The sequence below is a fragment of the Pseudomonas poae genome (genome assembly GCA_028869255.1).
GTDB lineage: Bacteria > Pseudomonadota > Gammaproteobacteria > Pseudomonadales > Pseudomonadaceae > Aquipseudomonas > Aquipseudomonas poae_C.
Genome location: CP110972.1, coordinates 5921974 through 5948906, shown reverse-complemented (window position 1 = coordinate 5948906; position 26933 = coordinate 5921974). Strand labels below are relative to the sequence as shown.

The following is a 26933-nucleotide window of genomic DNA, read 5'->3' as shown; positions in this document are numbered from 1 at the left end:
AAAACGCCCGGCCAAAGGCCGGGCGTTAATTTCTCGGGCAACCTTACTTATCGTCAGTTTTGCCCGGAACATTAGGGATTTGGTCGACTGAACCTTCAACTTCGGCCTTCATGCGCTTGAGACCCATGTGCCGCACGTCGGTACCGCGCACCAGGTAGATCACCAGCTCCGAGATATTACGTGCGTGGTCGCCGATACGTTCCAGGAGCGCAGCACCCAGATGATGCTCAAGACCCGCGAGATAGAGCGCGGATCTTCCATCATGTAGGTCGCCAGCTCGCGCAGCGCGGTCTTGTATTCACGGTCGATGATCTTGTCGTACTGGGCCACTGACAACGCCAGTTCGGCGTCGAAGCGGGCAAAGGCGTCGAGGGCATCGCGCACCATGTTGCGCACCTGATCGCCGATGTGCCGCACTTCCACGTAACCACGCGGCGCTTCGCCCTCTTCGCACAGCTGGATGGCGCGGCGGGCGATTTTGGTGGCTTCGTCACCGATACGCTCCAGGTCGATCACTGACTTGGAGATGCTGATGATCAAACGCAAGTCGGAAGCCGCCGGCTGGCGACGGGCGAGAATGCGCAGGCATTCTTCGTCGATGTTGCGTTCCATCTGGTTGATCTGGTCGTCGATCTCGCGCACTTGCTGGGCCAGGCCCGAGTCGGCCTCGATCAGCGCGGTGACCGCGTCGTTGACTTGCTTCTCCACCAGACCGCCCATCGCCAGGAGGTGGCTGCGCACTTCCTCAAGCTCGGCGTTGAACTGCGCGGAGATGTGGTGGGTAAGGCCTTCTTTGCTAATCATGTTGGCGTCCTTGGAGCGTCCGGTAAGGTGCGGAGAACCGCAGCGTCAGTGCAATCAGAACCACAGCTTCCTAGCCGTAGCGACCGGTGATGTAGTCTTCGGTCTGCTTCTTCGCCGGATTGGTGAACAGGGTATCGGTATCGCCGAACTCCACCAGCTTGCCCATGTACATGAACGCGGTGTAGTCGGAAACCCGCGCCGCCTGTTGCATGTTGTGGGTCACGATGACGATGGTGAACTTGGACTTGAGCTCGTAGATCAGCTCTTCGACTTTCAATGTCGAGATCGGGTCGAGTGCCGAGCAGGGTTCGTCGAGCAGCAGCACTTCCGGCTCCACGGCGATGGTACGGGCGATCACCAGACGCTGTTGCTGGCCGCCGGACAAGCCGAGCGCCGAGTCATGCAAACGGTCCTTGACCTCGTCCCACAGCGCCGCGCCCTTGAGGGCCCACTCAACGGCTTCGTCGAGGATGCGTTTCTTGTTGATGCCCTGGATGCGCAGGCCGTAGACCACGTTTTCGTAGATGGTCTTGGGGAACGGGTTGGGTTTCTGGAACACCATGCCCACGCGACGACGCAGCTCGGCCACGTCCTCGCCCTTGCGGTAGATGTTGGTGCCGTAGAGGTTGATGGCACCGTCCACACGGCAACCGTCCACCAGGTCGTTCATACGGTTGAAGGTGCGCAGCAGCGTGGACTTGCCACAGCCGGACGGGCCGATAAAGGCCGTCACGCGCTGCTTGGGGATGTTCATGCTGACGTCGAACAGCGCCTGTTTTTCACCGTAGTACAGGCTCAGGCCCGGCACTTCGATGGCCACGGTTTCCTGGGCCAGGCTCAGGCTCTGCTTGTCGCGACCCAGGGCAGACATGTTGATGCCGTGGGAATGGGTGTCGTGTTGCATGGGATGCTCCCTGTGCTACCAATTCGTTTCATTGAGCCGCCTGGGGCGGCTTACTCAAATGCTGTGTCTGTGGGAGCTGGCTTGCCTGCGATGCGGGCGGCGCGGTCTTTCAGTGAAACCGCGGTGATGCCATCGCAGGCAAGCCAGCTCCCACAGGGACTGCGTTAGCTGTCCAACGCTTTGTATTTTTCGCGCAGGTGGTTACGAATCCACACTGCCGACAAGTTGAGCGTGGCGATCACCAGCACCAGCAGCAAGGCGGTGGCGTACACCAGCGGCCGTGCGGCTTCGACGTTGGGGCTCTGGAAGCCGACGTCATAAATATGAAAGCCCAGGTGCATGATCTTCTGGTCCAGGTGCAGATACGGGTAGTTGCCGTCCAGCGGCAGCGACGGTGCCAGTTTCACTACACCTACCAGCATCAGCGGCGCCACTTCACCGGCGGCGCGGGCCACGGCGAGGATCATGCCGGTCATCATCGCCGGGCTGGCCATCGGCAGCACGATCTTCCACAGCGTTTCCGCCTTGGTCGCGCCGAGTGCCAGCGAGCCTTCACGCACGGTGCGAGGAATCCGCGCCAAGCCTTCTTCGGTGGCCACGATCACCACCGGCACCGCCAGCAGCGCCAGGGTCAGCGAGGCCCACAGCAGGCCCGGCGTGCCGAAGGTCGGTGCCGGCAGGGCTTCGGCGAAGAACAGGCGATCCACCGAGCCGCCCAATACATACACGAAGAAGCCCAGGCCGAACACGCCGTAGACGATGGCCGGTACGCCGGCCAGGTTGTTCACGGCGATGCGGATGATCCGGGTCAGGGCGTTCTGCTTGGCGTATTCACGCAGGTACACCGCCGCCAGCACACCAAACGGGGTCACGATCATCGCCATGATCAAAGTCATCATTACGGTGCCGAAGATCGCCGGGAAAATCCCGCCTTCGGTGTTGGCTTCCCGTGGGTCATCGCTGAGGAATTCCCAGACCTTGCTGAAGTAGAAACCGACCTTGGTCAGCGTGCCCATGGCGTTCGGCTGATAGGCGTGCACCACTTTGCCGATGCCGATTTCCACTTCCTTGCCGTTCGCATCGCGGGCCGTCAGGGCGTCACGGTTGAACTGGGCGTGCAGATCGGCCAGGCGCGCTTCGATTTCCTGGTAACGGGCATTCAGCTCGGCGCGGCCTGCGTCCATGTCGGCCTGGGCGGCGGCGTCGAGCTTGCCTTCCAGTTCCAGTTTGCGACCGTGCAGGCGGATGCGCTCCAGGCCTGCGTTGATCGCGCCGATATCGGATTTTTCCAGGGTCTTGAGCTGGGCGGCCAGCGAGTTGACGCGGTCGACACGGGCCTGCAACTCCGGCCAAGCGGCTTCGCCTTCGGCGATGACCTTGCCATCCTGCTTGACGTTGACCAGGGTGCCGTAGAAATTGCCCCACTCGCGACGCTCGATGGTCATCAGGTTCGCAGGCGTGGTCTGGTCCTTGAGCCACTCGCCGACGATCCAGGTGAAGTCGTTACCGTTCAGGTCGCGGTTGCCAACCTTGATCAGCTCGCGGGTCATGAATTCCGGGCCTTGGTCCGGCACCGGCAAGCCCGCGCTTTTCAGGCGCTCGCGGGGTACTTCTTCCTTCTGCACCACTTCGCCGATGACGATATGGTTTTCCTGGCCCGGCACGTTGTAGTTGGCCTGGATCAGGTCGGCCGGCCAGAAGTGGCCCAAACCACGCACGGCAATCACAGCCAGCAAACCAATGGTCATGATGACCGCGATGGACACCGCGCCACCGCTGATCCAGACGCCGGGGGCGCCGCTCTTGAACCATCCATTCAGGGAGTTCTGTTTCACAGACTTCTACCTTTCTTAAAGCGACGAGTATTTCTTGCGCAGACGCTGACGAATCAGCTCGGCGAGGGTGTTCATGACAAAGGTGAACAACAGCAGCACCAACGCCGAGAGGAACAGCACACGGTAGTGGCTGCCGCCGACTTCCGACTCCGGCATCTCCACCGCGACGTTGGCCGCCAGGGTGCGCAGGCCCTCGAACAGGTTCATCTCCATCACCGGGGTGTTGCCGGTGGCCATCAGCACGATCATGGTTTCACCCACTGCGCGGCCCATGCCGATCATCAGCGCCGAGAAAATCCCCGGGCTGGCGGTCAGGATCACCACGCGGGTCATGGTCTGCCACGGCGTCGCGCCCAGGGCCAGGGAACCCAGGGTCAGGCCACGCGGCACGCTGAACACGGCGTCTTCGGCGATGGAATAGATGTTCGGGATCACCGCGAACCCCATCGCCAAACCGACTACCAGAGCGTTGCGCTGGTCGTAGGTGATCCCCAAGTCGTGGGAGATCCACATGCGCATGTCGCCGCCGAAGAACCAGGTTTCCAGGTACGGGCTCATGTACAGCGAGAGCCAGCCCACAAACAGGATCACCGGGATCAGGATCGCGCTTTCCCAGCCATCGGGAACGCGCAGGCGGATCGATTCAGGCAGGCGGCTGAAGACAAAGCCGGCCACCAGGATGCCGATCGGCAACAGCATCAGCAGGCTGAAAATCCCCGGCAGATGCCCCTCTACATACGGCGCCAGGAACAGGCCGGCGAAGAAGCCGAGGATCACCGTCGGCATCGCTTCCATCAGCTCGATCACCGGCTTGACCTTGCGGCGCAGGCTCGGCGCCATGAAGTAAGCGGTGTAAATCGCAGCGGCGACCGCCAGCGGGGCAGCCAGCAGCATGGCGTAGAACGCGGCCTTCAGCGTGCCGAAGGTCAGCGGCGCGAGGCTCATCTTGGGTTCGAAATCGGTGTTGGCGGCGGTCGATTGCCAGACGTATTTAGGCTCGTCGTAGTTTTCGTACCAGACCTTACTCCACAACGCGCTCCAGGAGACTTCCGGGTGCGGGTTGTCCAGCAGCAGCGGTTGCAGCTTGCCACCGGCTTCGACGATCACGCGGTTGGCGCGTGGCGACATGCCGTACACGCCCTGGCCGTCGACCACCGGGTCGACCAACAGGGTGCGGTGCGCGGTGCTGTGGAACACGCCGAACTTGCCTGAGGCGTCGAGGGCGGTGAAGCCTTTGCGGCGCTCTTCGGCGGAGATTTCCACGATAGGCGCAGTGCCCATCTGGAAGGTGCGGATCTGCTTGAAGCGCTGCTCGCCATCCGGGTCGCGGGCCATGAACCACTGGGCCAGGCCACCTTTGGAGTTACCGATGATCAGCGAGATACCGCCCACCAATTGCGTGCTGGCGGTGACTTCGGCGTTGCCGTCTTCGAGCAACTTGTAGCGACCGTTGAGGCTGTTGTCACGCAGGCTGAACACATCCGCGAGGGCACGGCCGTTGATCACATACAGCCACTGCTGGCGCGGGTCGATGAAGATCGCCTTCACCGGTTCGGTCATCTGCGGCAGCTCGATGCGCTTCTGCTCGCTGGTGACTTCGCCGGTCATCATGTTTTCTTCGCGGCTCAGGGACAGCACATTCAAGTGCGAACCGGCCGAGCCGGCTATCACCAACGAGGTGTCAGTGGCGTTGAGGGTCACGTGTTCCAGCGGGCGGCCGGCGTCGTCGAGCACGATCGGCGTTTCACCGTAAGGGTACTCAATTGCCGGAGTGATGGTTTTCTTGCCGTCCGGGTAGGACACCTTATAGGTGTGGCGGAACACCAGGGACTGGCCGTTCGACAAACCGAGGATCACCAGCGGGCTGCCCGGCTGGTCTTCACCGATGGAGGCAACGCTGGTGCCGGCCGGTAACGGCAGGTCGACGCGCTTGAGCTCGGCACCGGTATCCACATTAAAGAACAGCGCCTGGCCCTTGTCGGAAACCCGCATGGCGACCTGGTTCTGCTCTTCGAGGGAAATCATCAACGGCTTGCCGGCGTCCTGGATCCAGGCGGGCGTGAGCGCGTCTTCCTTGGTCAGCGAGGCGCCTTGGAACAAGGGCGCGACCACGTAGGCGAGAAAGAAGAAAATCAGGGTGATGGCGCCAAGGACGGCGAGGCCGCCGATCAACACGTACCAACGGGTCAGGCGATCTTTGAGCGCGCGAATGCGGCGCTTGCGTTGCAGCTCAGGCGTATTGAAATCAATGCGCTTGGGAGGGGAAGTCGTCGTCATGGTGGAATTGGCCAGATCATTCATGCGCACACCCTAGCGATCCTGTATGACAGAAAGATGACAGTGCAGTGACGCAACAAATCCGCCGCGAAGCAGGGCTGGCAGCGGATTGAAGAATTAGGGGTGTAGACGGTTAATGTGGGAGCGGGCTTGCCCGCGATGGCATCAATACGGTTTCAACGCTACACCGCGTCGCCAGCATCGCGGGCAAGCCCGCTCCCACAGAACAGCATGCATCTACACCCGATATTGCAGGCTTAGTTGCCTTCTTTCAGACCCAGGTCAGCCAGGGCCTTGGCGGCAACTTTGGCTGGCAGTGGGATGTAGCCGTCTTTCACTACAACTTCCTGGCCCTGTTTGGACAGAACCAGCTTCACGAACTCGGCTTCCAGCGGGGCCAGAGGCTTGTTCGGGGCTTTGTTGACGTAAACGTAGAGGAAGCGCGACAGCGGGTACTTGCCGTTCAGGGCGTTTTCTTCGGTGTCTTCGATGAAGTCAGTGCTGCCTTTTTTGGCCAGGGCCACAGTCTTCACGCTGGCGGTCTTGTAGCCGATGCCCGAGTAACCGATGCCGTTCAGCGAGGAGCTGATGGACTGCACGACCGAAGCCGAGCCTGGTTGTTCGTTGACGTTTGGCTTGTAGTCGCCTTTGCACAGGGCTTCTTCTTTGAAGTAGCCATAAGTACCGGATACCGAGTTACGACCGAACAGCTGAACCGGCTTGTTGGCCAGGTCGCCGGTCACACCCAGGTCACCCCAGGTTTTAACGTCGGCTTTAGCGCCGCACAGACGCGTCGAGGAGAAAATCGCGTCGACTTGTTCCATGGTCAGGTGCTGGATCGGGTTGTCTTTGTGCACGAATACAGCCAGGGCATCCACAGCAACCGGGATAGCAGTCGGCTTGTAGCCGTACTTCTGCTCGAAGGCCGCCAGTTCGGTGTCCTTCATCTTGCGGCTCATCGGGCCCAGGTTGGAGGTGCCTTCAGTCAGCGCAGGAGGTGCAGTGGCGGAGCCGGCAGCCTGAATCTGGATGTTGACGTTCGGGTATTCCTTTTTATAACCCTCAGCCCACAGGGTCATCAGGTTGGCCAGGGTATCGGAACCGACGCTGGACAAGTTGCCCGACACACCAGTGGTCTTCACGTAAGCAGGAATTGCCGGGTCAACACCAGCGGCCACCGCGTTGGCGGTCGCAACGCCAGCAGCGACAAAAGTCATTGCCGCCATCAAACGTTTCAGTTTCATGCCTTGCTCCTAGCAGATAGGGATAATTGGATCGGGGCCAAGTATCGGTAGGCCGTGTGAACACTCTATGTCCGCAATGTGACAATTAGATGAAAGGCCACTATCGAAAAGCGAAGGCTCAGGAGGGGTAACACATTGAATGAACACCGGCACTGTGGCGAGGGAGCTTGCTCCCGCGCCACAGGGGATCGGGCTGGTTTTAGCGTCCGCGCTTCCACAGATACCCACCCACCAGCATGCCCATCACACACAGGGCAGCCACGTAGTAGGACGGGCCCATCGGGCTTTCTTTCATCAACAGCGACACCGCCAGCGGCGTCAGGCCACCAAAGATGGCGTAGGCGACGTTATAGGAGAACGACAACCCGCTGAAGCGCACCACCGGCGGGGAAGGCTTTGACCATCACGTAAGGGACGACGCCGATGGTGCCTACAAACAAACCGGTCAAGGCGTACAGCGGGAACAGCCAGTCAGGGTGGGCAATCAGGCTGTGGTACAGGGTCCAGGAGGTCGCCAGCAACAGGGCGCAACCAAGGATCAGCACGCGGCCGGCACCAAAGCGGTCGGCCAGGGCGCCGGAGGCGATGCAACCCAGGCTCAGGGTGACGATGGCCAGGCTGTTGGCTTGCAGCGCAACCGTTGGGCTGAAGTGGTAGACGGTCTGCAGCACGGTCGGGGTCATCAGGATGACCACCACGATACCGGCCGACAGCAACCACGTCAGCAGCATCGACAGCACGATGGCGCCCCGGTGGTCACGCAGCACGGCGCGCAATGGCAGCTCGGCGGCCAGGGTCTTGCGTTGCTGCATCTCGGCGAAGATCGGCGTTTCATGCAGCCAGCGGCGCAGGTACACCGACAGCAGGCCGAACACCCCGCCGAGCAGGAATGGAATCCGCCAGGCGTAATCCGAGACCTGCTCCGGGCTATAAATAGTGTTGATTGCAGTCGCCACCAACGACCCCAGCAAGATGCCGGCGGTAAGGCCGCTGGTCAGGGTGCCGCAAGCGTAGCCCACATGGCGTGGCGGTACGTGTTCGGACACGAACACCCAGGCGCCGGGTACTTCGCCGCCAATCGCTGCGCCCTGGATGACGCGCATCAGCAGCAACAGAAGCGGCGCCCACAGGCCGATCTGCGCGTAGGTCGGCAGCAGGCCCATGATCAAAGTCGGTACGGCCATCATGAAGATGCTCAGCGTGAACATCTTCTTGCGGCCCAGCAGGTCACCGAAGTGCGCCATGATGATGCCGCCCAGCGGGCGTGCCAGGTAGCCGGCGGCGAAAATGCCGAAGGTCTGCATCATGCGCAGCCATTCGGGCATATCCACCGGGAAGAAGAGTTTTCCGACCACGGTGGCGAAAAACACGAAAATAATGAAATCATAAAATTCCAGCGCCCCGCCCAAGGCAGACAGCGACAGGGTTTTGTAGTCGTTGCGGGTCAGCGGGCGCGAAGGTTGCGCACTGCTTGCGGGCACGGAGGACATGGCAAGGCTTCTCTTATAGTAATCATCGTAATAAGGACGGCACGCCCGGGACTTGCGGCGGGTCTGGCAAGATAGCAAATCGCTTGTAAAAGCACAGCGCCAGGAGAACAGTTGCTCGCAAAAGCCGCGATACAGCGGCTATTTACCGACCAAATGAGCGCCGGGAGGTCGTCGTGGCGCATGGGTCTCGATATACTCGGCCCTTGCAAGCGCAAGAACCGCAGTCTTGAGGGGCTGCTGTGCCAAAACGTCGTTGGGTGCCATCCAGCCGATTTGGCAGAGTCTCCCTTTAGTACGCCTTACGAGAAACGCACCCGGCTTCGCGTGTTGGTGCTGAAACGTTTTTCCAACAGTCGGCTATCCACCTTGCTCCACCTATAAAAGCGTCACGGGTCAGAGGCCCCTCGGCATGATCGAACTCGAACAAGAAGATCCTATCCCGCAAGGCGATCTCGCCCTGCAAATCACCGCGCTACCGCGTGAAACCAACGGTTTTGGCGATATCTTCGGCGGCTGGCTGGTCGCGCAGATGGACCTGGCCGGCACCGCCATGGCCAGCAAGGTCGCGGGCGGGCGTGTTGCCACCGTGGCGATCGATCGCATGGCATTCCTGGTGCCGGTGGCGGTGGGCGCGCAATTGTCCTTCTATACCCAGGCCCTGGAAATCGGCCGCAGCTCGATCCAGATGATGGTCGAAGTGTGGAGCGACGACCCGCTGTCCAGCGAGTGGCGCAAGGTGACCGAGGCGGTGTTCGTGTTCGTTGCCATCGACGGCAGCGGTCGCACGCGTTCGGTGCCGTCACGCGCCCGTTAAACCTCGCCGGGTTTTGACGGTCAATTGCCCCATTGCCTGCCATAAAGAGTGCTTTGTATGCCTACGCCCCACGTTGAAAGCCTGAAAATCGACGAGCTGGACTGCTGGCGCATCCGCCACAACGGCGCCGAACTGATGGTGGCCCAGCAGGGTGCGCATATTTTCAGTTACCAGCGCGCAGGCGAACAGCCGCTGATCTGGCCGAACAAGGCAGCCGTCTTCAAGACCGGCAAAGGCATTCGTACCGGCGTTCCGGTGTGCTGGCCGTGGTTTGGCGTATTCGACCGCAACCCGCACAGCGTCAAAGCGATGCGCCAGAGCGAGCAGCCGGCCGGCGCCCATGGCTTTGTGCGCACCGCGCTGTGGGAATTGGCTGGGACCGAGCTTGAAGGCCAAACGCTGCGCGTAGACCTGGTGCTCCCGGTGCCGGCGGGTGGCTTCCCCGGCTGGCCCCATCAGGTCGACCTCAAGCTGAGCCTGCTGCTGGACGAGCAACTGCATATCCGCCTGACCAGCCATAACCGTGGGCCCGATACGGTGACCCTCAGCCAGGCGCTGCACACCTACTTCGCCGTGAGCGATGTGCGCAACGTGCAGGTCGAAGGTCTGGATGGCGCGGCCTATATCGACACCGCCGATGGCTGGGCCGAGAAGACGCAATCGGGCCTGCTGCACTTCACCGCCGAGACGGATCGCATCTACCTCGATACGCCAGCCCAGCTGAATATTGTCGATAAAGCCTGGCAGCGGCGCATCCAGCTCAGCGCCGAAGGCTCGAAATCCACCGTGATCTGGAACCCCTGGACCGAACGCGCCAAGGCCTTCGACGACATGGCCGACGATGGCTGGCAGGGCATGCTGTGTATCGAGACGGCGAATGTGCTGGATGATGTGGTGAGCCTGGCGCCAGGCGAAAGTCATACGCTGGGCGTGAGCATCACCCCTCTCGCCTTGTAAACCCAATCAAAAATGTGGGAGCGGGCTTGCTCGCGAATACGGTGTGTCAGCCACATATGCACTGACTGACATCCTGCATTCGCGAGCAAGCCCGCTCCCACATTGGGTTCTGCGGCAAATTAAAGATCGGACTCTTTGACCGCCCGCACCTTCCCCGCATCCAGCGCATACGCCGCATCCGCCAGGTCGTTATTCACCTTCTCCACCTTCAACGTACCCGTGACCCACAGCGGCGTGTAGATATCATCCAGCTTCAGCCCCTTGGGATAACGCACCAGCACCAACTGGTTGGGCGGCGGCGGCGGCACGTGGATGCAGGCGCCGGGGTACGGCACCAGGAAAAACAGCGTGCTGCGGCCCTTGGCGTCAGTCTCCAACGGCACCGGGTAACCGCCGATGCGGATGTTCTTGCCATTCATGGCCGCCACGGTCTTGGTGGAGTACATCACCGCCGGCAAGCCTTTGCTCTGCTTCAAGCCGCCTTTGTCGGTAAAGGTGCCTTGGGCTTCGGGGGAGTTGTGGTCGATCTCGGGCATGGCCTCGAGGGCCTTCTGGTCCGACAGCGGCATCAGGTCGAGCCAGTCGGTTTCCGGCAGTTCGCCGGCGTGCACCAGGCCGCAGCCCAGCAAAAGAACAGTCAAAAGAACACGGCGCATGAAGGAGCTCGACAAGGTTAACAGTGTCGGCATTCTAGCCCCCTGCGCCTGCGTAGCGCAGAGGGCTATGTCGCTAAATTACTTTTTGCGCAGCAGGCCGTAAATTACCAGCAACACGATGGCGCCGATCAGCGCACCGATAAAGCCCGCACCTTGACCCGCCTGGTAGATGCCCAGGGCCTGACCACCGTAGGTGGCGACCAGGGAACCTGCGATACCCAGCAGGATAGTCATGATCCAGCCCATGCTGTCGTCGCCGGGCTTGAGGAAACGCGCCAGCAGGCCGACGATCAAGCCGATAAAGATGGTTCCGATGATACCCATGGCATTTCCCTCTGAATGAAGTGAGCTATGCCAAAGCCTAGACAGGCTTTGGCATCCTGCAATCAGAGAGACGACGGTTACCAATGGTTCCCGTCGGACTTGGCTTATTGCTCGGCGATCAGCGCTTGGACCTTGAGGATCTGCGCTTGCAGGGTCGCTCGGTCCTTGCAGCGCAGGTTGGCGTGGCCGACCTTGCGCCCGGCCTTGAAGGCCTTGCCGTAGTGATGCAGGTGGCAGTCATCAATCGCAATCACCTGCTCCACAGGCGGTACCACACCGATGAAGTTGAGCATGGCGCTCTCGCCGACCTTGGCCGTGGACCCCAGCGGCAAGCCCGCTACCGCCCGCAGGTGGTTTTCGAACTGGCTGCACTCGGCGCCTTCAGTGGTCCAGTGCCCGGAGTTGTGCACACGCGGGGCGATTTCGTTGGCTTTGAGGCCACCGTCGACCTCAAAGAACTCGAACGCCATCACGCCGACGTAATCCAGCTGCTTGAGCACGCGGCTGGAATAGTCTTCGGCCAGAGCCTGCAGCGGGTGATCGGTGCTGGCCACGGACAGCTTGAGAATGCCGCTGTCGTGGGTGTTGTGCACCAACGGGTAGAAGCGGGTTTCGCCATCACGGGCCCGCACGGCGATCAGCGAGACTTCACCGGTGAACGGCACGAAACCTTCCAGCAGGCAGGCGACGCTGCCCAGCTCGGCGAAGGTGCCGACCACATCGGCAGCGGTGCGCAGCACTTTCTGGCCCTTGCCGTCGTAACCCAGGGTGCGGGTCTTGAGCACGGCCGGCAGACCGATGCTGGCAACGGCGGCATCCAGGTCCGCCTGGGACTGGATGTCGGCGAAGGCCGGGGTCGGAATGCCCAGGTCCTTGAACATGCTCTTCTCGAACCAGCGGTCACGCGCAATGCGCAGCGCTTCGGCGCTCGGGTACACCGGCACGAACTGCGACAGGAAGGCCACGGTTTCGGCCGGGACGCTTTCAAACTCGAAGGTCACCAGATCGACTTCGTCGGCCAATTGGCGCAGGTGGTCCGGGTCGCTGTAGTCAGCGCGCAGGTGCTCACCCAATGCAGCGGCGCAGGCGTCCGGCGCCGGGTCCAGGAAAGCGAAGTTCATCCCCAGCGGGGTACCCGCCAGGGCCAGCATGCGGCCCAGTTGGCCACCACCGATTACACCGATTTTCATCGTCAACAACCTCAGGCGATGCGTGGGTCTGGATTGTCCAGCACGCTGTCTGTCTGCTCAGCACGGAATTTTTTCAGCACCGCGTGGAACTGCGGATGCTTGGCGCCCAGGATGCTGGCGGACAGCAAGGCGGCGTTGATGGCGCCGGCCTTGCCGATCGCCAGGGTGGCCACCGGGATACCGGCCGGCATCTGCACGATGGACAACAGCGAATCCACGCCCGAGAGCATCGACGACTGCACCGGCACCCCGAGCACCGGCAGGTGGGTCTTGGCCGCACACATGCCTGGCAGGTGCGCTGCACCGCCGGCACCGGCGATGATCACCTCGATGCCACGGGATTCTGCTTCATCGGCATACTGGAACAGCAAATCCGGAGTGCGGTGGGCGGAGACCACTTTCACTTCGTAGGGAATGCCGAGTTTTTCCAGCATATCGGCGGTGTGGCTAAGGGTGGACCAATCGGACTTGGAGCCCATGATCACGCCAACCAATGCACTCATCGTCGTGCCTCTTCTCTCTGGGCGCCCGCAGGCGCGTCAAAAAACAACAAGCCACGCAGGAAATCCGGCGTGGCTTGGTGTACGAATTAAGGCCGGTTGGACCGGCCGAAGGCCGCGCAGTATACCGTAATAATCCAGATAAACAGCCCCTCGGATGACCATCTGTCCAGTGGCGCAAAGTGGCGGTTTTATTGACTTAAGAGTCAGCCAACTCACCACAAAACCCTGTGGGAGGGGCTTGCCCCCGATGACGGTGTGTCAGGCACTTATCTGTCACTGATACACCGCTATCGGGGGCAAGCCCCCTCCCACATTTTCCCGGTGCCAGGCTCAGGTATTTTGCGCCGCCCCACCTTCCAACTTGCGCCACAACAACCGCACATTCGCCTTGCGCACCAACGCGCAGCGATACAGGCGAATCTCCAGCGGCACATGCCATTGCGGCCCGCCGCACACCACCAGTTCACCGCGCGCCAACTCCGCCCGCACGCTCAGTTGCGGCACCCAGGCGATGCCCAAGCCCTCAAGGGCCATGCTCTTGAGGCTATCCGCCATGGCCGTTTCGTACACGGTGGTAAAACGCAGGGCGCGCTGGCGCAGCAGCAGGTGCACCGAACGCCCGAGAAACGCGCCAGCGCTGTAGGCCAGCAACGGCACGCTGCCCTCGCCTTCCAGGTCGAACAGCGGCTTGCCATCGGCGTCGGCGGCGCACACCGGGAGCATTTCGGTGTTACCCAAGTGCAGCGAGGGAAAGATTTCCGCATCCATCTGCATCGCCGCGTCCGGGTCGTAGAACGCCAGCATCAGGTCGCAACCGCCTTCGCGCAGGGCGTGCACGGCGTCACCGACGTTAGTGGCCACCAGCCGTGTGGCGATGTTCAAGCCTTCGTTGCGCAGTTGCGCGATCCAGCGCGGGAAGAAGCCCAACGCCAGCGAGTGAGCGGCCGCCACCTGCATGACCTCGCCCTGTCCGCCTTCCAGGTGATGCAAATGGCGCAGTACCTCGCCGAGCTGCTCGACCACCGTGCGCGCCGTCACCAGGAACAACTGCCCCGCCGCCGTCAGCTCCACCGGGGTGCGTGAGCGATTGACCAGGGTCAGGCCCAGCGCGGCTTCCAGGCTGCGGATACGCCGACTGAACGCCGGCTGGGTGACAAAGCGCCGCTCCGCCGCCTGGGAAAAGCTGCGCGTGGCCGCCAGGGCGCTGAAGTCTTCCAGCCATTTGCTCTCAAGGTTCATCACTTCCTCCCAAGGGTACGCACCATTTTGGCACACACGCCCGCCATGATAGCCGGGTCACACCTACATTATGCCGTTTGTGCATAGGCCAGTGTTTAACAGCATTGGCCCAAAAACTTCCACAAGCCTAGCATTCACAGCGTTCCGGCCAGTTCCGGGTCCATATCGAGATGATTTCCGTCATGTCCTCCGCTGCATCATTCCGCACAGAAAAAGACCTGCTTGGCGTACTCGAAGTACCGGCTCAAGCGTATTACGGCATCCAGACCCTGCGAGCGGTGAATAACTTCCGCCTCTCGGGCGTTCCGATTTCGCATTACCCGAAATTGGTGGTCGGCCTGGCAATGGTCAAGCAAGCAGCCGCTGACGCCAACCGCGAGTTGGGCCAGCTCAGCGAAGCCAAGCACGCTGCCATCAGCGAAGCCTGTGCCCGCCTGATCCGCGGCGATTTCCACGAAGAATTCGTGGTGGACATGATTCAAGGCGGCGCCGGCACTTCAACCAACATGAATGCCAACGAAGTCATCGCCAACATCGCGTTGGAGGCCATGGGCCACCAGAAGGGCGAGTACCAGTACCTGCACCCCAACAACGACGTGAACATGGCGCAGTCGACCAACGACGCCTACCCCACCGCGATCCGCCTGGGTCTGCTGCTGGGCCATGACGCGCTGCTGGCCAGCCTCGACAGCCTGATCCAGGCATTCGCCGCCAAAGGCGTCGAGTTCAGCCACGTGCTGAAAATGGGCCGCACCCAATTGCAAGACGCCGTGCCGATGACCCTCGGCCAGGAGTTCCGCGCCTTCGCCACCACCCTCGGTGAAGACCTGGCGCGCCTGAAAACCCTGGCGCCAGAGCTGCTGACCGAAGTCAACCTGGGCGGCACCGCCATCGGTACCGGCATCAACGCCGACCCACGTTACCAGGCCCTGGCCGTACAACGCCTGGCCGTTATCAGCGGCCAGCCGGTTGTTCCTGCCGCCGACCTGATCGAAGCCACCTCCGACATGGGCGCCTTCGTGCTGTTCTCCGGCATGCTCAAGCGTACTGCGGTGAAGCTGTCGAAGATCTGCAACGACTTGCGCCTGCTGTCCAGCGGCCCACGCACCGGCATCAACGAGATCAACCTGCCGGCGCGCCAGCCAGGCAGCTCGATCATGCCCGGCAAGGTCAACCCGGTGATCCCGGAAGCCGTGAACCAGGTTGCATTCCAAGTCATCGGCAACGACCTGGCCCTGACCATGGCGGCCGAAGGCGGCCAGCTGCAACTGAACGTGATGGAGCCGCTGATCGCCTTCAAGATCTTCGACTCGATCCGCCTGCTGCAACGCGCCATGGACATGCTGCGCGAACACTGCATCGTCGGCATCACCGCCAACGAAGCGCGCTGCCGCGAACTGGTGGAGCACTCCATCGGCCTGGTCACCGCGCTGAACCCGTACATCGGCTATGAAAACGCCACCCGCATCGCGCGTATCGCCCTTGAAAGCGGCCGCGGCGTGCTGGAACTGGTGCGCGAAGAAGGCTTGCTCGACGACGCCATGCTCGACGACATCCTGCGCCCCGAAAACATGATCGCTCCACGCTTGGTCCCGTTGAAGGCCTAAGCGTTTGTTGCACCGCTCACCAGGCTGAGGGACTAGACACCTCTCACCTTTTGAGGGCCTGAAGGCTCGTTCTTCAGGCCCTTTTTTTGCCTCAAGGTTGTGAAATGAAGCCCATAAAAAATCCAATATCGCCCTGCAAATCCGACTTTCCCGATTCAGCCCGGCTGAAACCTTTAATCGCCCCGTGCAGACGGATGATGCTCGCCTAGGTATAGTGCCGCCCCTCTTCGCGTCAGAGATCGTCGGTAACGAGGTCCTGGACAGCGCGAAACCGCATGAATAACAACACCCGCAAAAGGATTGGGGTCGAACGTCGTGCACTGCCTGGTGCTGAGCGACACGTCGAACCGTCCTGCGTTTGCCATTAGAAAAATCAGCGAGGAACACTCCATGCTCGAAGTCATCAACGACTTCCTCTCAGGGAAAGTCCTGATCGTGCTCATTGTCGGGCTCGGCGGTTATTTCACGATTCGCTCACGTTTCGTGCAGTTGCGTCACTTTTTCCACATGTTCTCGGTGTTTAAAGACAGCCTCAAGAGCAGCTCCGGCCAACTCAGCTCGTTCCAGGCGCTGATGCTCAGCCTGGCCGGCCGCGTCGGTGCCGGTAACATCGCAGGCGTCGGCATTGCCGTGACCCTGGGTGGCCCGGGCGCCGTGTTCTGGATGTGGGTCACCGCGCTGGTGGGCATGTCGTCGAGCTTTATCGAATGCTCCCTCGGCCAGCTGTACAAGCGCACCGACGCCGAAGGCACCTACCGTGGCGGCCCGGCTTACTACATCCAGCACGGCCTGCAGAAGCGCTGGCTGGGTATGGTGATGGCGTTCCTGTTGCTGGTGACCTTCGGTTTTGCCTTCAACGGCCTGCAAGCCCACGCCGTGACTCACTCGCTGAACAACGCTTTCGGCCTGGATACCACCTACACCGGCCTGGCGCTGGCGGTATTGCTGGGCCTGGTATTCATCGGCGGGATCAAGCGCATCGCCTCGATCGCCGACCTGCTGGTGCCGGTCAAGACCCTGGTATACATCGCCGTGACCCTGTACGTGATCGTGCTGCAATTCGACCACGTGCCGGCCATGCTCGCGACCATCGTCAAGAGCGCTTTCGGCCTCGACCAAGCCTTCGGTGGCCTGGTGGGCAGCGCGATCATCATGGGTGTGAAACGCGGCGTGTTCGCCAACGAAGCCGGTCTGGGCAGTGCGCCTAATGTGGCCGCAGTGGCCTCGGTAGAACACCCGATCGCCCAAGGCGTGGTTCAGGCGTTCAGCGTGTTCCTCGACACCTTTGTGATCTGCACCTGCACCGCGTTGCTGATCCTGCTCTCCGGTTTCTACACCCCGGGCTTTGAAGGCGACGGCATTGCCCTGACCCAGAACTCCCTGGCGGCGGTGGTCGGTGACTGGGGCCGGATGTTCATCTCGGTGGCCCTGGCGTTGTTCGTGTTCACCTCGATCATGTACAACTACTACCTCGGCGAGAGCAACCTGCGCTTCCTGGTCGGCAATAACCGCAAGGTGCTGATGGGCTACCGTGCGCTGGTGCTGGTGCTGATTTTCTGGGGCTCCATCGAGAACCTCGGCACCGTGTTCGCCTTCGCCGACATCACCATGACCCTGCTGGCGTTCGTCAACCTGTTCGCCCTGGCGTTCCTGTTCAAGATCGCCATGCGCATCCTGAATGACTACGACAACCAGCGCGCTGCGGGCATCAAGACGCCGGTGTTCGATTCCAGCCAGTTCCCTGACCTGGACCTGGATCGCACGGCCTGGCCGGCGAATCCGGTGAAGCCTGAGCCTGGCGCTCAAGCATCCGCCGAACTGAACGCTCAAACGCAACGCTGAGTTCAGGTAGATAGATGACACGCCGCCCGGCCTTGGGCATGCTCTGGGCCCGGCGGCGTTTTTCGTTCAGGAGATTCTTCAAATGACCCAACCAGCCCAAGACGTCATGGTGCTCTACACCGGCGGCACCATCGGCATGCAGGCCAGCGCCAACGGCCTGGCGCCCGCATCCGGTTTTGAAGCGCGCATGCGCGAGCAGCTCGCCAATGAGCCAGTACCTGCGTGGCGCTTCCGGGAAATGTCCCCGCTGATCGACAGCGCCAACATGACCCCGGCCTACTGGCAGCGCCTGCGCACCGCCGTGGTCGAGGCGGTGGACGCCGGCTGCGACGCGGTGCTGATCCTGCACGGCACCGACACCCTGGCCTACAGCGCAGCCGCCATGAGTTTCCAACTGCTGGGCCTGCCCGCGCCAGTGCTGTTTACCGGCTCGATGCTGCCGGCCGGCGTGCCCGACAGCGATGCCTGGGAAAACGTCAGCGGTGCGCTGGCAGCCTTGGACGCAGGCCTGGCGCCCGGCGTGCAGCTGTACTTCCACGGCGCGCTGATGGCGCCGACGCGTTGCGCGAAAATCCGCAGTTTCGGTCGCCACCCGTTTGCCGCGCTGCAACGCAATGGCGGCATCGCCAAGGCTGACCAGCTGCCGGCGGCGCTGGGCTACCGTCACGAGAAGGCCCTGGCCAATGTCGGCGTGCTGCCGCTGGTGCCGGGCATCGCCGCCGCGCAGCTGGATGCGCTGATCGACAGCGGCATTCAGGCGCTGGTGCTGGAATGCTTCGGCAGCGGCACCGGGCCGAGCGACAACCCGGCGTTTCTGGCCAGCCTCAAGCGCGCCCAGGACAAGGGCGTGGTGGTGGTGGCAATCACCCAATGCCATGAAGGCGGTGTGGAGCTGGACGTTTACGAAGCCGGCAGCCGTTTGCGCGGCGTGGGCGTATTGTCGGGCGGCGGAATGACCCGTGAAGCGGTGTTCGGCAAGCTCAATGCGCTGCTCGGCGCGGGCCTGGATAACGCCGAGGTCCGGCGCCTGGTCGAACTCGACCTGTGTGGCGAACTGAGCTGACCGGCATATAACTTGCTCCACTTCCAGCCATCCCCTGGCTGGAAGTTTCCATGCTGCATTCCCATCTCACCACCCTCAATGCGGTCTCCCTGGTGCTCGGTACATTCAAGGAACGGGGCCTGCCCAGCGACGCCTTGCTGGCCGGCAGCGGCATCTGCCCGGCAGACTTGAGCCGCGCCGACACGCGCATTACCACGAACCAGGAGATGCGCGTGTGCGCCAATGCCGTAGCGCTGCAGCGTGACATTGGTCTGGAACTGGGCCGACGCATGCATGTTTCGTCCTACGGCATGCTCGGGTATGCCCTGCTCACCAGTGCCACCTTCGGTGACGCTTTGCGCCTTGCGCTGCGTTATCCGGCGCTGCTGGGAACACTTTTCGAGCTGAGCCTGGTCGAGGACGGCGAGCGGATCTGGTTCAGCGCCAGTGATTATCGCGAAAACCCGACCCTGGAAACCTTCAATGTGGAGTTTTGCCTGGTTTCGCTGAAAGTCATCTGCGACGACCTGCTCGGCCACCCGCTGCCGCTGCTCGGCGCCCGCTTTGAATACGCTGCGCCGGACTATCAAGCACACTACCGCGAACGCTTTGACTGCCCTTTGCAGTTTCAAGCCACCGCCAATGCCTTTGCCTTCGACCCGCGCTGGCTTGACCAGCCGCTGCCCCTGGCTGACGCGATTACCCATCGGGCCATGGCCGAGCGCTGCCGCAAACAGAACCTGGAATTCACCGGGCGCCAAGCGTGGCTGGGAAGGATCCGCCAACTACTCGCCAGCCAATTGCAGGCCGCGCCGGGCCTTGAGGGGCTGGCCCAACAGATGAACTGCTCGGCGCGCACGCTGCGCCGGCACCTGCACGCCCAAGGGTGCAGCTACCAGGACCTGCTCGACGAGTTACGCTTCGAACGGGCCAAGCAGTTGCTGGGCGAGGATGAGTGGCCGATCCACCGGATTGCCGAGGCACTGGGGTTCAGCGAAACCGCGAGCTTTCGGCACGCGTTTGTACGCTGGAGCGGCGTGGCGCCGAGCCAATTTCGCACTTGAGTACCCCCACCTGTGGCGAGCGGGCTTGCCCGCGTTGGGCTGCGTAGCGGCCCCAGAAAAAGCGGGAGCGCTGCGCACTCCAACGCGGGCAAGCCCGCTCGCCACAAGAGCCTATCGCACACAAATGGGGCGAATTTCGGACAGACAATTTGGCCATATCCATCCCCTTTTGGCCGCTCCTGCCATTCTCATACACCCCGCCCGCCGCAAGACTGTAGGCACGACACAGCCTGCGGAAAACAACAATATGCTGACGATCTACTCGGACGACCACCACCTGCACCACGGCCGGTGTGAATTGATGGACGGGCAATTGATGCCCTGCTTTGAAATGCCCTCGCGCGCCGATCATGTGCTGCAGCGCGTCAAGGACCGCGAGCTGGGCCCGGTGCTGGCGCCCACGGATTTTGGCCTGGGCCCCTTGCAACGTATTCACAGCCCCGACTACCTCGACTTCTTCCAAGGCGCCTGGGCACGTTGGACCGAATTCAACCAAGACGGCGACTTGCTGCCCTACACCTGGCCCGCCCGCACCCTGCGCCGCGTATTGCCCACCAGCCTGCATGGCCAGCTGGGTTATTACAGCTTCGACGGCGGCGCGCCGATTACCGCCGGCACCTGGCAGGCCGCGTACAGCGCAGCCCAGGTGGCATTGACCGCCCAACACGCGATTCAACAAGGCGCCCGCAGTGCATTCGCGCTGTGTCGCCCGCCCGGCCATCATGCCGCCAGCGACTTGATGGGCGGTTATTGCTACCTCAATAACGCCGCTATCGCCGCCCAGGCCTTTCTCGACCAGGGCCACCAAAAGGTCGCGATCCTTGACGTGGATTACCACCACGGCAACGGCACCCAATCGATTTTCTATGAACGCAGCGATGTGCTGTTCACCTCGATCCACGGCCACCCGGAGGCGGAGTTTCCGTTTTTCCTCGGTTACGCCGATGAGTTGGGCGAAGGCACAGGCGCGGGCTTCAATTTCAACTACCCGCTGCCCGCAGGCTCAGGCTGGGATACCTGGCGCGCCGCGCTGGAACAGGCTTGCGCCGAGATCGCAGGCTACGGCGCCGACGTCATCGTGGTGTCCCTCGGGGTGGACACGTTCAAGGACGACCCGATCTCGCAATTCAAGCTCGACAGCCCGGACTACCTGGCCATGGGTGCGCGTATCGCCCAACTGGGCAGGCCGACGCTGTTTGTGATGGAAGGCGGCTACGCCGTAGAAGAAATCGGCATCAATGCCGTCAACGTTCTCGAAGGTTTTGAGGGGTCAGCCGCATGAACATGTTCAAGTCTCTTGTGCTCTGCGCCGCCGTGTTGAGCACCGCCGCGCACGCCGAAGAAAAAACCCTGCGGGTCTACAACTGGTTCGACTACATCACCCCCAAGGCGCTCGACGATTTCAAGGCGCAGAACCCCAAGGTCAAACTGGTCTACGACATCTTCGACACCAACGAAGCCCTGGAGGCCAAGCTGCTCACGGGTAACTCCGGCTATGACGTGGTGGTGCCGTCCAACGTGTTCCTTGCCAAGCAGATCGAGGCCGGCGTGTTCCAACCGCTGGACCGCAGCCAGCTGCCCAACTGGAACCACCTCGACCCCAAGCTGATGAAGCTGATCGAAGCCAACGACCCGGGCAATAAATTCGCCGTGCCGTACATGTACGGCACCATCCTCATCGGCTTCAACCCGGACAAGGTCAAGGCAGCGCTGGGTGCCGATGCGCCGGTGGACAGCTGGGACCTGATCTTCAAGGAAGAGAACATCAGCAAGCTCAAGCAATGCGGCGTGGCCTTGCTCGATTCGCCGTCGGAAATCCTGCCCCTGGCCCTGCAACACCTGGGCCTTGACCCTAACAGCAGCAACCCCAAGGACTACGAAAAAGCCGAAGCGTTGCTGATGAAGATTCGCCCCTACATCACCTACTTCCACTCGTCCAAGTACATGGCCGATATTGCCAACGGCGACATCTGCGTGGCTGTGGGCTATTCCGGCAGTTTCTCCCAGGCCGCCAACCGCGCCAAAGAGGCCAAGAACGGCGTGACCGTGGACATGCGCCTGCCCAAAGAGGGCGCACCGATCTGGTTCGACATGCTCGCGATTCCCAAGGGCGCCAAAAACCCCGCGGATGCCTACACCTTTATCAACTACCTGCTGCAACCGGCGGTGATCGCACCGATCAGCGACTTTGTCGGCTACCCCAACCCCAACAAGGACGCCACCAGCCTGGTCGACCCGGCGATCCGCAACAACCCCAACCTGTACCCCACCGAAGCGGCCATGGCCACGCTCTATACTTTGAAACCGCTGGGCCGGGATGCCGAACGCGCGCGTACCCGGGCGTGGACCAAGATCAAATCAGGAACCTGACACACCTGTGGCGAGGGCGCTTGCTCCCTCGCCACAGCGTCAACAGTTAACTACCACCCTCCACCCGGCAGGCATCGCTACTTTCTGGCAATCACATCGCTTTTTTGCCAGCAAGGAATGCCGCCATGCCCCACCCCTCCACCGAGCAAGATGCCCTCAATGGCAACGCCCTGCTCACCCAGCTGACCACCGGCCCCTCCCTTCGCGAGGTGGCCGCGAACGTTTTGCGGCCGGCGCTGAAGGAACTGTATCCCGAACTGGACATCGACCCCGACCTGGCCATTGTCGTCTCGCCACACTGGCTGATCATCGACGACCTTGTGGTGCCCGGCGTGCCTCATCACGAATCGCTCGCCGGCGCACTCGCCCGACGCGCCGTTTCCAAAGAAACCGTGGTCTACATCGACGGCAAGCACTACCTGACCGACCGCGCCAGCGTCGGCACGGACATCCACCTACCGGTGCGCATCGACGCCATCGCCCGCCTGATCAATGAGTCCGCCCCGCTGCTGTTCGTCGCGTATCAGGAACAGCAACTGGAGTTCTGGAACCAGACCAATGGGCCCCGCGGCACCCGTTGGCAGGCCTTCGCCAATGCCTTGCGCGGCGTCTGGGATATCAAGGAGTCCGTAGGCTGGGGCGAGGACGAACGCGCCATGGCGAAGAATGTGTTCCTGTACCCGGACTACGCCGTACGCCTGCCCAATGACACCTACCGCACCCATGCCTACCTGATCGACATCGATATCGACAAAGGCACACGCACCGAGCACCTCAACCTTGCCGCACTCGCCGTGCTGGTCGGCACCCACGACCAGCACACGATGATCCTCACCTACTCGATTGCCGGCGGGTATCAACAGTTCGACAGCCTGGACGACCTGGGCAAGTCGCTGGCCCTGCAAACCATCAACCCCAAGGACAAGGCGCTGCAGTGGCGGCTCTATGAACCCCAAGGGGATTTTTTCGAGTATCAGGCCTGCGCCCTTATCGGCCTGCAACTCGATGCCATTGGCAGAATCAACCTGGCCCACACGCCCCAGCCGACCCAAGACGATATCTCCGAGCGCGGGCAACTGGAGTTCGGGCAGTTGTCGTCGGACGACAGGGAAAAACTGGAAAAAATCAGCGACGCAATACCCGACTGGTTGAAAGGCGCCAGCTCTACCGAGCTGTCCCGCTATAGCCGCTACCTGTTCGATATCGCGACCCTCAATAGCCGCACCGGCAATAAAACCTATCAGGATGATATTCCGCTGATTGGCGAATACGCCCTTCAAGCCCTCGCAGACGCCATGGCCAAGACCTTGACGGCCCCCCAGAAAACCGACCTGGGCCTGGTAGCGACGGACACTCAGCTCAACCAGCAACTGATGCTCAAGCTTAAATACGTACAAATCACCGTGACCAGCCAGGTTGTCTTGGGGCTATTCACCGCCCCAGGCCTGACCAGCACCGTCACCTTCAGTCTCGAAGAACTGGCCTTGCAAAACCTGATCGCTTTGCCACTGGGCAACAAGGTTGCACAGTACAAAGATGGCCGCAGCCTGCCGACCTGGATGAGCGTGACATACCTGCAAGACCTGATCACCCAAGTGAATATCGGCGAGCAGTACCCCAAGCTGGTTAAAACCACTCTGCTCGACGATCCAGCGCAATCGCAGCTCAGGCAAACCCTCTATACCGATCAGTTACGCCTGCAGTTGCCGCTGCTGGGGCTGCAATACAAGATTCGCCAGCAGTTTGGCGTTGATGAACAAGGCTACCGTTATGTCTGTGCGGCCATGGCACGCGACCCCAACCAGCGCCGCGTGAACGGCTACACCGTGGTCATTCGGCCCCTGACGTTTATCCCTACCCGTCGTACAAGCCAGGCCGCCGACCAGGTTGCCAATATGTTCGTCATCGGCCCGCAGAACCAGGCCGACGGCCCGTGCCTGCTGTATCGCCCCCAATCATCTGCGCAGTTGATGCAGTTCGCCTCGCCACACAACCTGATTTATGCCATCAAACAAAACACCGAACTGCGCGAGTCAGTGCTGGCCTGGCTACCGGACAACGTGCGGTCCGACTACGCACAGTTTGTCTTTCCCGGCACCCTGCTGGCCTCACCCAGCACGCTCTCCACGCTACTGGTAGAGCCATGGCTGGCGTTGACCATGACGGGGCCGGTCATTCTCGGCAACCAGACCCTTCACGAAGACGATCTGGCGTCACTGTTCATCGCCAACGCGAAAGCGCTGGTGGACCTGGCCGACAAGCAGTCAGTGTCGAACGCCGAAGCGCGCTGGGAAAGTTTCAAACGGGCCGGCTGGACGATCTTCAATGCTGCCTTGCCCTTTTTGGGCAAAACCGTCGGCACTGCGGCCTGGATCGGCCAACTGATCAATGACGTGCAGGAAGCCATCGACGCCAGCGAAGGTGGCGACAGCGAGGCCAAATGGTCAGCGTTGACCGATATATTTCTCAACCTGGGTATGGCCCTGGCGCTGCATCTGGCCAGCCGCCAATCGCCGGCTGCACATGCGGAACAAGCCGTGGAGAGCCGCCAGGAAACGATCCCCTCGACCCAGCAGCCAAACGAACTGCCCACCCTTCAACTACCGGGGATCCAGACACCCGAGCTGCCCGCCGGCCACGAGCCTTCGCTGCACACCCTGGGTGCCCTGACCCGCAAACCCTCGAGCCTGAAAAAGACCCTCGACAGCTTCAGCGTAACGCGCCCCGAAGCACTGGGCGCGCAGCAAACCCAGCCTGGCTCGCATCAGCACCTCTACCCGCTCAACGACCAATGGTATGCCCCCGTGGGCGAACGCTGGTTCAAGGTGCAAGTGGACGAAAACGATACCGTGATGATCGTCGACGTCAAACAGCCGGAGCGCCTGGGCCCGGTATTGGTCAACAACCGCGCGGGCCAATGGTTTATCGATACACGCCTGCGCCTGCGCGGCGCCGGGTTTCGTAGCCGGATGAAGAGGGGCGAGCGACTCAGGCCCGCCACCATTGCAGGCCTGCGTGAACAACTGGAGGCCTTCGACCGCCAGGAAGCACAGCACAGTGCCGCCTTGACGGCCGCCCGTTCGGTCAGCCGGGCGGCACCGCCAAGCACCTCCGCCAGCGCCCTCACAACCTTTCTCGCCACGCTGGAAAAACGACGGGGGGACTACGACACGGTGATCGCCCAACTCAATTCATTGAACCTGATCGACGTCGTGCCGGAGTATTCGTCCCGCTTGCTCGGCTATCTGAGGAATCAGTTACTCGTTACAAAAGCCGGTATCGACGAACAAGTGACGGTCTTCCAAAAAGACCTGGCCGCCGCCGGACAGCATATGGACAGTGACCCGCAAGAGGTCTTTGCCCGTCGGCGCATGGCCGACTGCGCCCAGAACTTGATCACCCAGTTGGAATACCTTCATTCGCGCTTCAAACTCCTCAAGGACCTCGGTGCCGAGGGTGCGGAACTGGAACTCGAAGTCCGCAAAGACCTGCCTTCGTTTGACGTGGACGAATTGAAAGGCCTGCGTATTTCCCTGGCTCGCACCCTGTGCCTTCAGGAAAACAGCACGGCGGACATGACCGAGGCCCGCCAAAGGGTCAACGACATTGTTCAGGCGGCCCAACTCACCGTCCAGAGTTCCCGAGAGCTGGTGGAAAGGCGATCGGTGCCCGACCTGGACGCCTACATCGAGACGCTGGACGAAGTCGCCGATCAATTTACCGTGGTCAACCAGAACCTGCTGGACCTGCCCGGCGAGTACCCCGAGCTGATCGTCAGGGAGTCGGTGGAGGAGCTGCGCAAACAGATCGACGAATACGCCCAACGGGCCATGCGCTCGCTGAACAACGCGCTACGGGAACGCAAGGCCCTCGATGCCAAGGCTGAAGCAGCGGCAACGAGCGCATCCACCTCATTCCAGAAAAAGATCATCAGGACGCGCTTCAAGGGTGTGGTGGTCGGTGAACCTCGTACGGATGACCCAACCCTGGTGGACGTCAAGGCACCCATTACCCACGAGATCATTGCCACTTTCCACAAAAAAGCCTCAGGCAACTGGGTTGAACACACTCGCCCGTCCGCATCCGTCGGCCGCCAACCCACCGTGAGCCTGGCCAAGAGCATCGTAAACGCCCAGGCATTGCTGGACGATGTCACAGGTTTTATCGAGCGCACCACCGCACAAGCCGACCAGCTTCAACGGCTGCCGGTGGAGATCGAAGAAAAATTCGAGCGGCAGGCGCGCACCCTGGAGCAGGCCAAACAAGTCGTCGAACGGGCCGCCAACGCCACGAACGAAACCGACGATACCAACGCCCAGGCGCTGATCCGGCAACTTGGCGAGGCCGTGAAGAAGCTCTACCGCACAGGCCGGCGCGTCAGGCTCGACATGTTCAAGAACCGTCTGCCCAAGGCAGCCCATTTGGAACTGCTGATGGCCGAGGGGGAAGTGAGCATTCATGCAGTAGGTACTCGCCGCCGGCTCAAAGGCCCCAAGAAAGACTTCATGCAGGAATACGAGGTGCGCGACCAGAAAACCAAGCGAGCGCTGTGGTATGCGCATTTTCACTACTCAACCCTGAATGCGCCCAACGAGGCCTATACCACCGCCCATTTGAAAACGCTGGAGCAACGTCGGCTAGGGGGCGCTTTCGAAGAGTATGAGGGCATGTCCGAACAGTTACGCCGAGCCATCTATCGCGCCGAAATCGGCCCGCACCTGGCCCGCACGCTGTTCTTGAGCAAAGCGCCCGCGCCGGCCACCTGAGGCGG

18 protein-coding genes and 2 pseudogenes are annotated in these 26933 nt (G+C 61.6%); 9 read left to right on the top strand and 11 right to left on the bottom strand.

Going from position 1 to position 26933, the window contains the following annotated elements; all coding sequences use genetic code 11:
- Positions 1-43 precede the first annotated feature (43 nt).
- The 6 genes and pseudogenes from phoU to LRS56_26930 all read right to left on the bottom strand — a co-directional run bounded on the left by phoU (position 44) and on the right by LRS56_26930 (position 8554).
- A pseudogene (gene phoU / locus LRS56_26955) lies at positions 44-804 on the bottom strand (phosphate signaling complex protein PhoU).
- A gap of 70 nt (positions 805-874) precedes the next feature.
- Positions 875-1708: a phosphate ABC transporter ATP-binding protein PstB gene (pstB, locus tag LRS56_26950; GenBank protein WDU62346.1), complete on the bottom strand. Its 834-nt coding sequence runs from the start codon at positions 1706-1708 to the stop codon at positions 875-877.
- Between the two features lie 164 nt (positions 1709-1872).
- Positions 1873-3543 carry a phosphate ABC transporter permease PstA gene (pstA, locus tag LRS56_26945; protein ID WDU62345.1) on the bottom strand — a complete coding sequence of 557 codons (1671 nt, stop codon included), beginning with the start codon at positions 3541-3543 and terminating at the stop codon, positions 1873-1875.
- A gap of 15 nt (positions 3544-3558) precedes the next feature.
- A complete protein-coding gene (locus tag LRS56_26940; GenBank protein ID WDU65820.1) occupies positions 3559-5592 on the bottom strand; it encodes an ABC transporter permease subunit in 2034 nt (677 codons plus the stop codon).
- Between the two features lie 485 nt (positions 5593-6077).
- The gene (locus tag LRS56_26935; protein WDU62344.1) at positions 6078-7064 is read right to left on the bottom strand and encodes a phosphate ABC transporter substrate-binding protein PstS; all 987 of its coding nucleotides are present in this window, start codon (positions 7062-7064) and stop codon (positions 6078-6080) included.
- 199 nt (positions 7065-7263) lie between these two features.
- Positions 7264-8554: pseudogene (locus LRS56_26930) on the bottom strand (MFS transporter).
- Positions 8555-8963: 409 nt separating this feature from the next.
- On the opposite strand from LRS56_26930, the gene LRS56_26925 reads away from it, so the two are divergent.
- Together LRS56_26925 and LRS56_26920 are read left to right on the top strand one after the other, a co-directional pair.
- Positions 8964-9368, top strand: a complete 405-nt coding sequence (locus LRS56_26925) for an acyl-CoA thioesterase (protein WDU62343.1) — start codon at positions 8964-8966, stop codon at positions 9366-9368.
- Positions 9369-9425: 57 nt separating this feature from the next.
- A complete protein-coding gene (locus LRS56_26920) occupies positions 9426-10325 on the top strand; it encodes a D-hexose-6-phosphate mutarotase (protein WDU62342.1) in 900 nt (299 codons plus the stop codon).
- Positions 10326-10444: 119 nt separating this feature from the next.
- On the opposite strand, the gene LRS56_26915 is transcribed toward LRS56_26920, so the two are convergent.
- The 5 genes from LRS56_26915 to LRS56_26895 all read right to left on the bottom strand — a co-directional run bounded on the left by LRS56_26915 (position 10445) and on the right by LRS56_26895 (position 14237).
- Positions 10445-10981 carry a DUF3299 domain-containing protein gene (locus LRS56_26915; protein ID WDU62341.1) on the bottom strand — a complete coding sequence of 179 codons (537 nt, stop codon included), beginning with the start codon at positions 10979-10981 and terminating at the stop codon, positions 10445-10447.
- A gap of 78 nt (positions 10982-11059) precedes the next feature.
- Positions 11060-11305 (bottom strand): GlsB/YeaQ/YmgE family stress response membrane protein, encoded by a 246-nt coding sequence (locus LRS56_26910; GenBank protein WDU62340.1) that lies wholly within the window; start codon positions 11303-11305, stop codon positions 11060-11062.
- A gap of 104 nt (positions 11306-11409) precedes the next feature.
- Entirely contained in the window at positions 11410-12495 is a 1086-nt protein-coding gene (locus LRS56_26905; protein WDU62339.1) for a 5-(carboxyamino)imidazole ribonucleotide synthase, read from the bottom strand.
- 11 nt (positions 12496-12506) lie between these two features.
- Positions 12507-12998: a 5-(carboxyamino)imidazole ribonucleotide mutase gene (purE, locus tag LRS56_26900; GenBank protein WDU62338.1), complete on the bottom strand. Its 492-nt coding sequence runs from the start codon at positions 12996-12998 to the stop codon at positions 12507-12509.
- Positions 12999-13328: 330 nt separating this feature from the next.
- A complete protein-coding gene (locus LRS56_26895) occupies positions 13329-14237 on the bottom strand; it encodes a LysR substrate-binding domain-containing protein (protein WDU62337.1) in 909 nt (302 codons plus the stop codon).
- A 182-nt stretch (positions 14238-14419) separates the two neighbouring features.
- On the opposite strand from LRS56_26895, the gene aspA reads away from it, so the two are divergent.
- The 7 genes from aspA to LRS56_26860 all read left to right on the top strand — a co-directional run bounded on the left by aspA (position 14420) and on the right by LRS56_26860 (position 26928).
- Positions 14420-15844 carry an aspartate ammonia-lyase gene (gene aspA, locus LRS56_26890; GenBank protein ID WDU62336.1) on the top strand — a complete coding sequence of 475 codons (1425 nt, stop codon included), beginning with the start codon at positions 14420-14422 and terminating at the stop codon, positions 15842-15844.
- Positions 15845-16234: 390 nt separating this feature from the next.
- Entirely contained in the window at positions 16235-17686 is a 1452-nt protein-coding gene (locus LRS56_26885; GenBank protein WDU62335.1) for an alanine/glycine:cation symporter family protein, read from the top strand.
- 82 nt (positions 17687-17768) lie between these two features.
- Complete coding sequence (locus tag LRS56_26880; GenBank protein WDU62334.1) at positions 17769-18749, top strand: asparaginase; 981 nt, start codon at positions 17769-17771, stop codon at positions 18747-18749.
- A gap of 50 nt (positions 18750-18799) precedes the next feature.
- Positions 18800-19792, top strand: a complete 993-nt coding sequence (locus LRS56_26875; protein WDU62333.1) for an AraC family transcriptional regulator — start codon at positions 18800-18802, stop codon at positions 19790-19792.
- Positions 19793-20039: 247 nt separating this feature from the next.
- Positions 20040-21074 carry a histone deacetylase family protein gene (locus LRS56_26870; protein WDU62332.1) on the top strand — a complete coding sequence of 345 codons (1035 nt, stop codon included), beginning with the start codon at positions 20040-20042 and terminating at the stop codon, positions 21072-21074.
- Positions 21071-22162, top strand: a complete 1092-nt coding sequence (locus LRS56_26865; protein ID WDU62331.1) for a polyamine ABC transporter substrate-binding protein — start codon at positions 21071-21073, stop codon at positions 22160-22162. Before LRS56_26870 ends, LRS56_26865 begins: the two co-directional genes overlap by 4 nt.
- 125 nt (positions 22163-22287) lie before the next feature.
- On the top strand, positions 22288-26928 hold the full coding sequence (locus LRS56_26860) for a hypothetical protein (GenBank protein ID WDU62330.1): 4641 nt from the start codon (positions 22288-22290) through the stop codon (positions 26926-26928).
- Positions 26929-26933 lie beyond the last annotated feature (5 nt).

What these genes read in the sequence shown, in the direction of transcription:
- LRS56_26920 (WDU62342.1), top strand. Translation starts at nt 9,426, where the DNA reads ATGCCTACGCCCCACGTTGAAAGCCTGAAAATCGACGAGCTGGACTGC.
- LRS56_26870 (WDU62332.1), top strand. Translation starts at nt 20,040, where the DNA reads ATGCTGACGATCTACTCGGACGACCACCACCTGCACCACGGCCGGTGT.
- LRS56_26915 (WDU62341.1), bottom strand. Translation starts at nt 10,981, where the DNA reads ATGCGCCGTGTTCTTTTGACTGTTCTTTTGCTGGGCTGCGGCCTGGTG.
- LRS56_26910 (WDU62340.1), bottom strand. Translation starts at nt 11,305, where the DNA reads ATGGGTATCATCGGAACCATCTTTATCGGCTTGATCGTCGGCCTGCTG.
- LRS56_26865 (WDU62331.1), top strand. Translation starts at nt 21,071, where the DNA reads ATGAACATGTTCAAGTCTCTTGTGCTCTGCGCCGCCGTGTTGAGCACC.
- LRS56_26860 (WDU62330.1), top strand. Translation starts at nt 22,288, where the DNA reads ATGCCCCACCCCTCCACCGAGCAAGATGCCCTCAATGGCAACGCCCTG.
- LRS56_26935 (WDU62344.1), bottom strand. Translation starts at nt 7,064, where the DNA reads ATGAAACTGAAACGTTTGATGGCGGCAATGACTTTTGTCGCTGCTGGC.
- purE (WDU62338.1), bottom strand. Translation starts at nt 12,998, where the DNA reads ATGAGTGCATTGGTTGGCGTGATCATGGGCTCCAAGTCCGATTGGTCC.
- aspA (WDU62336.1), top strand. Translation starts at nt 14,420, where the DNA reads ATGTCCTCCGCTGCATCATTCCGCACAGAAAAAGACCTGCTTGGCGTA.
- LRS56_26905 (WDU62339.1), bottom strand. Translation starts at nt 12,495, where the DNA reads ATGAAAATCGGTGTAATCGGTGGTGGCCAACTGGGCCGCATGCTGGCC.
- pstB (WDU62346.1), bottom strand. Translation starts at nt 1,708, where the DNA reads ATGCAACACGACACCCATTCCCACGGCATCAACATGTCTGCCCTGGGT.
- LRS56_26895 (WDU62337.1), bottom strand. Translation starts at nt 14,237, where the DNA reads ATGAACCTTGAGAGCAAATGGCTGGAAGACTTCAGCGCCCTGGCGGCC.
- LRS56_26875 (WDU62333.1), top strand. Translation starts at nt 18,800, where the DNA reads ATGCTGCATTCCCATCTCACCACCCTCAATGCGGTCTCCCTGGTGCTC.
- LRS56_26880 (WDU62334.1), top strand. Translation starts at nt 17,769, where the DNA reads ATGACCCAACCAGCCCAAGACGTCATGGTGCTCTACACCGGCGGCACC.
- LRS56_26885 (WDU62335.1), top strand. Translation starts at nt 16,235, where the DNA reads ATGCTCGAAGTCATCAACGACTTCCTCTCAGGGAAAGTCCTGATCGTG.
- LRS56_26925 (WDU62343.1), top strand. Translation starts at nt 8,964, where the DNA reads ATGATCGAACTCGAACAAGAAGATCCTATCCCGCAAGGCGATCTCGCC.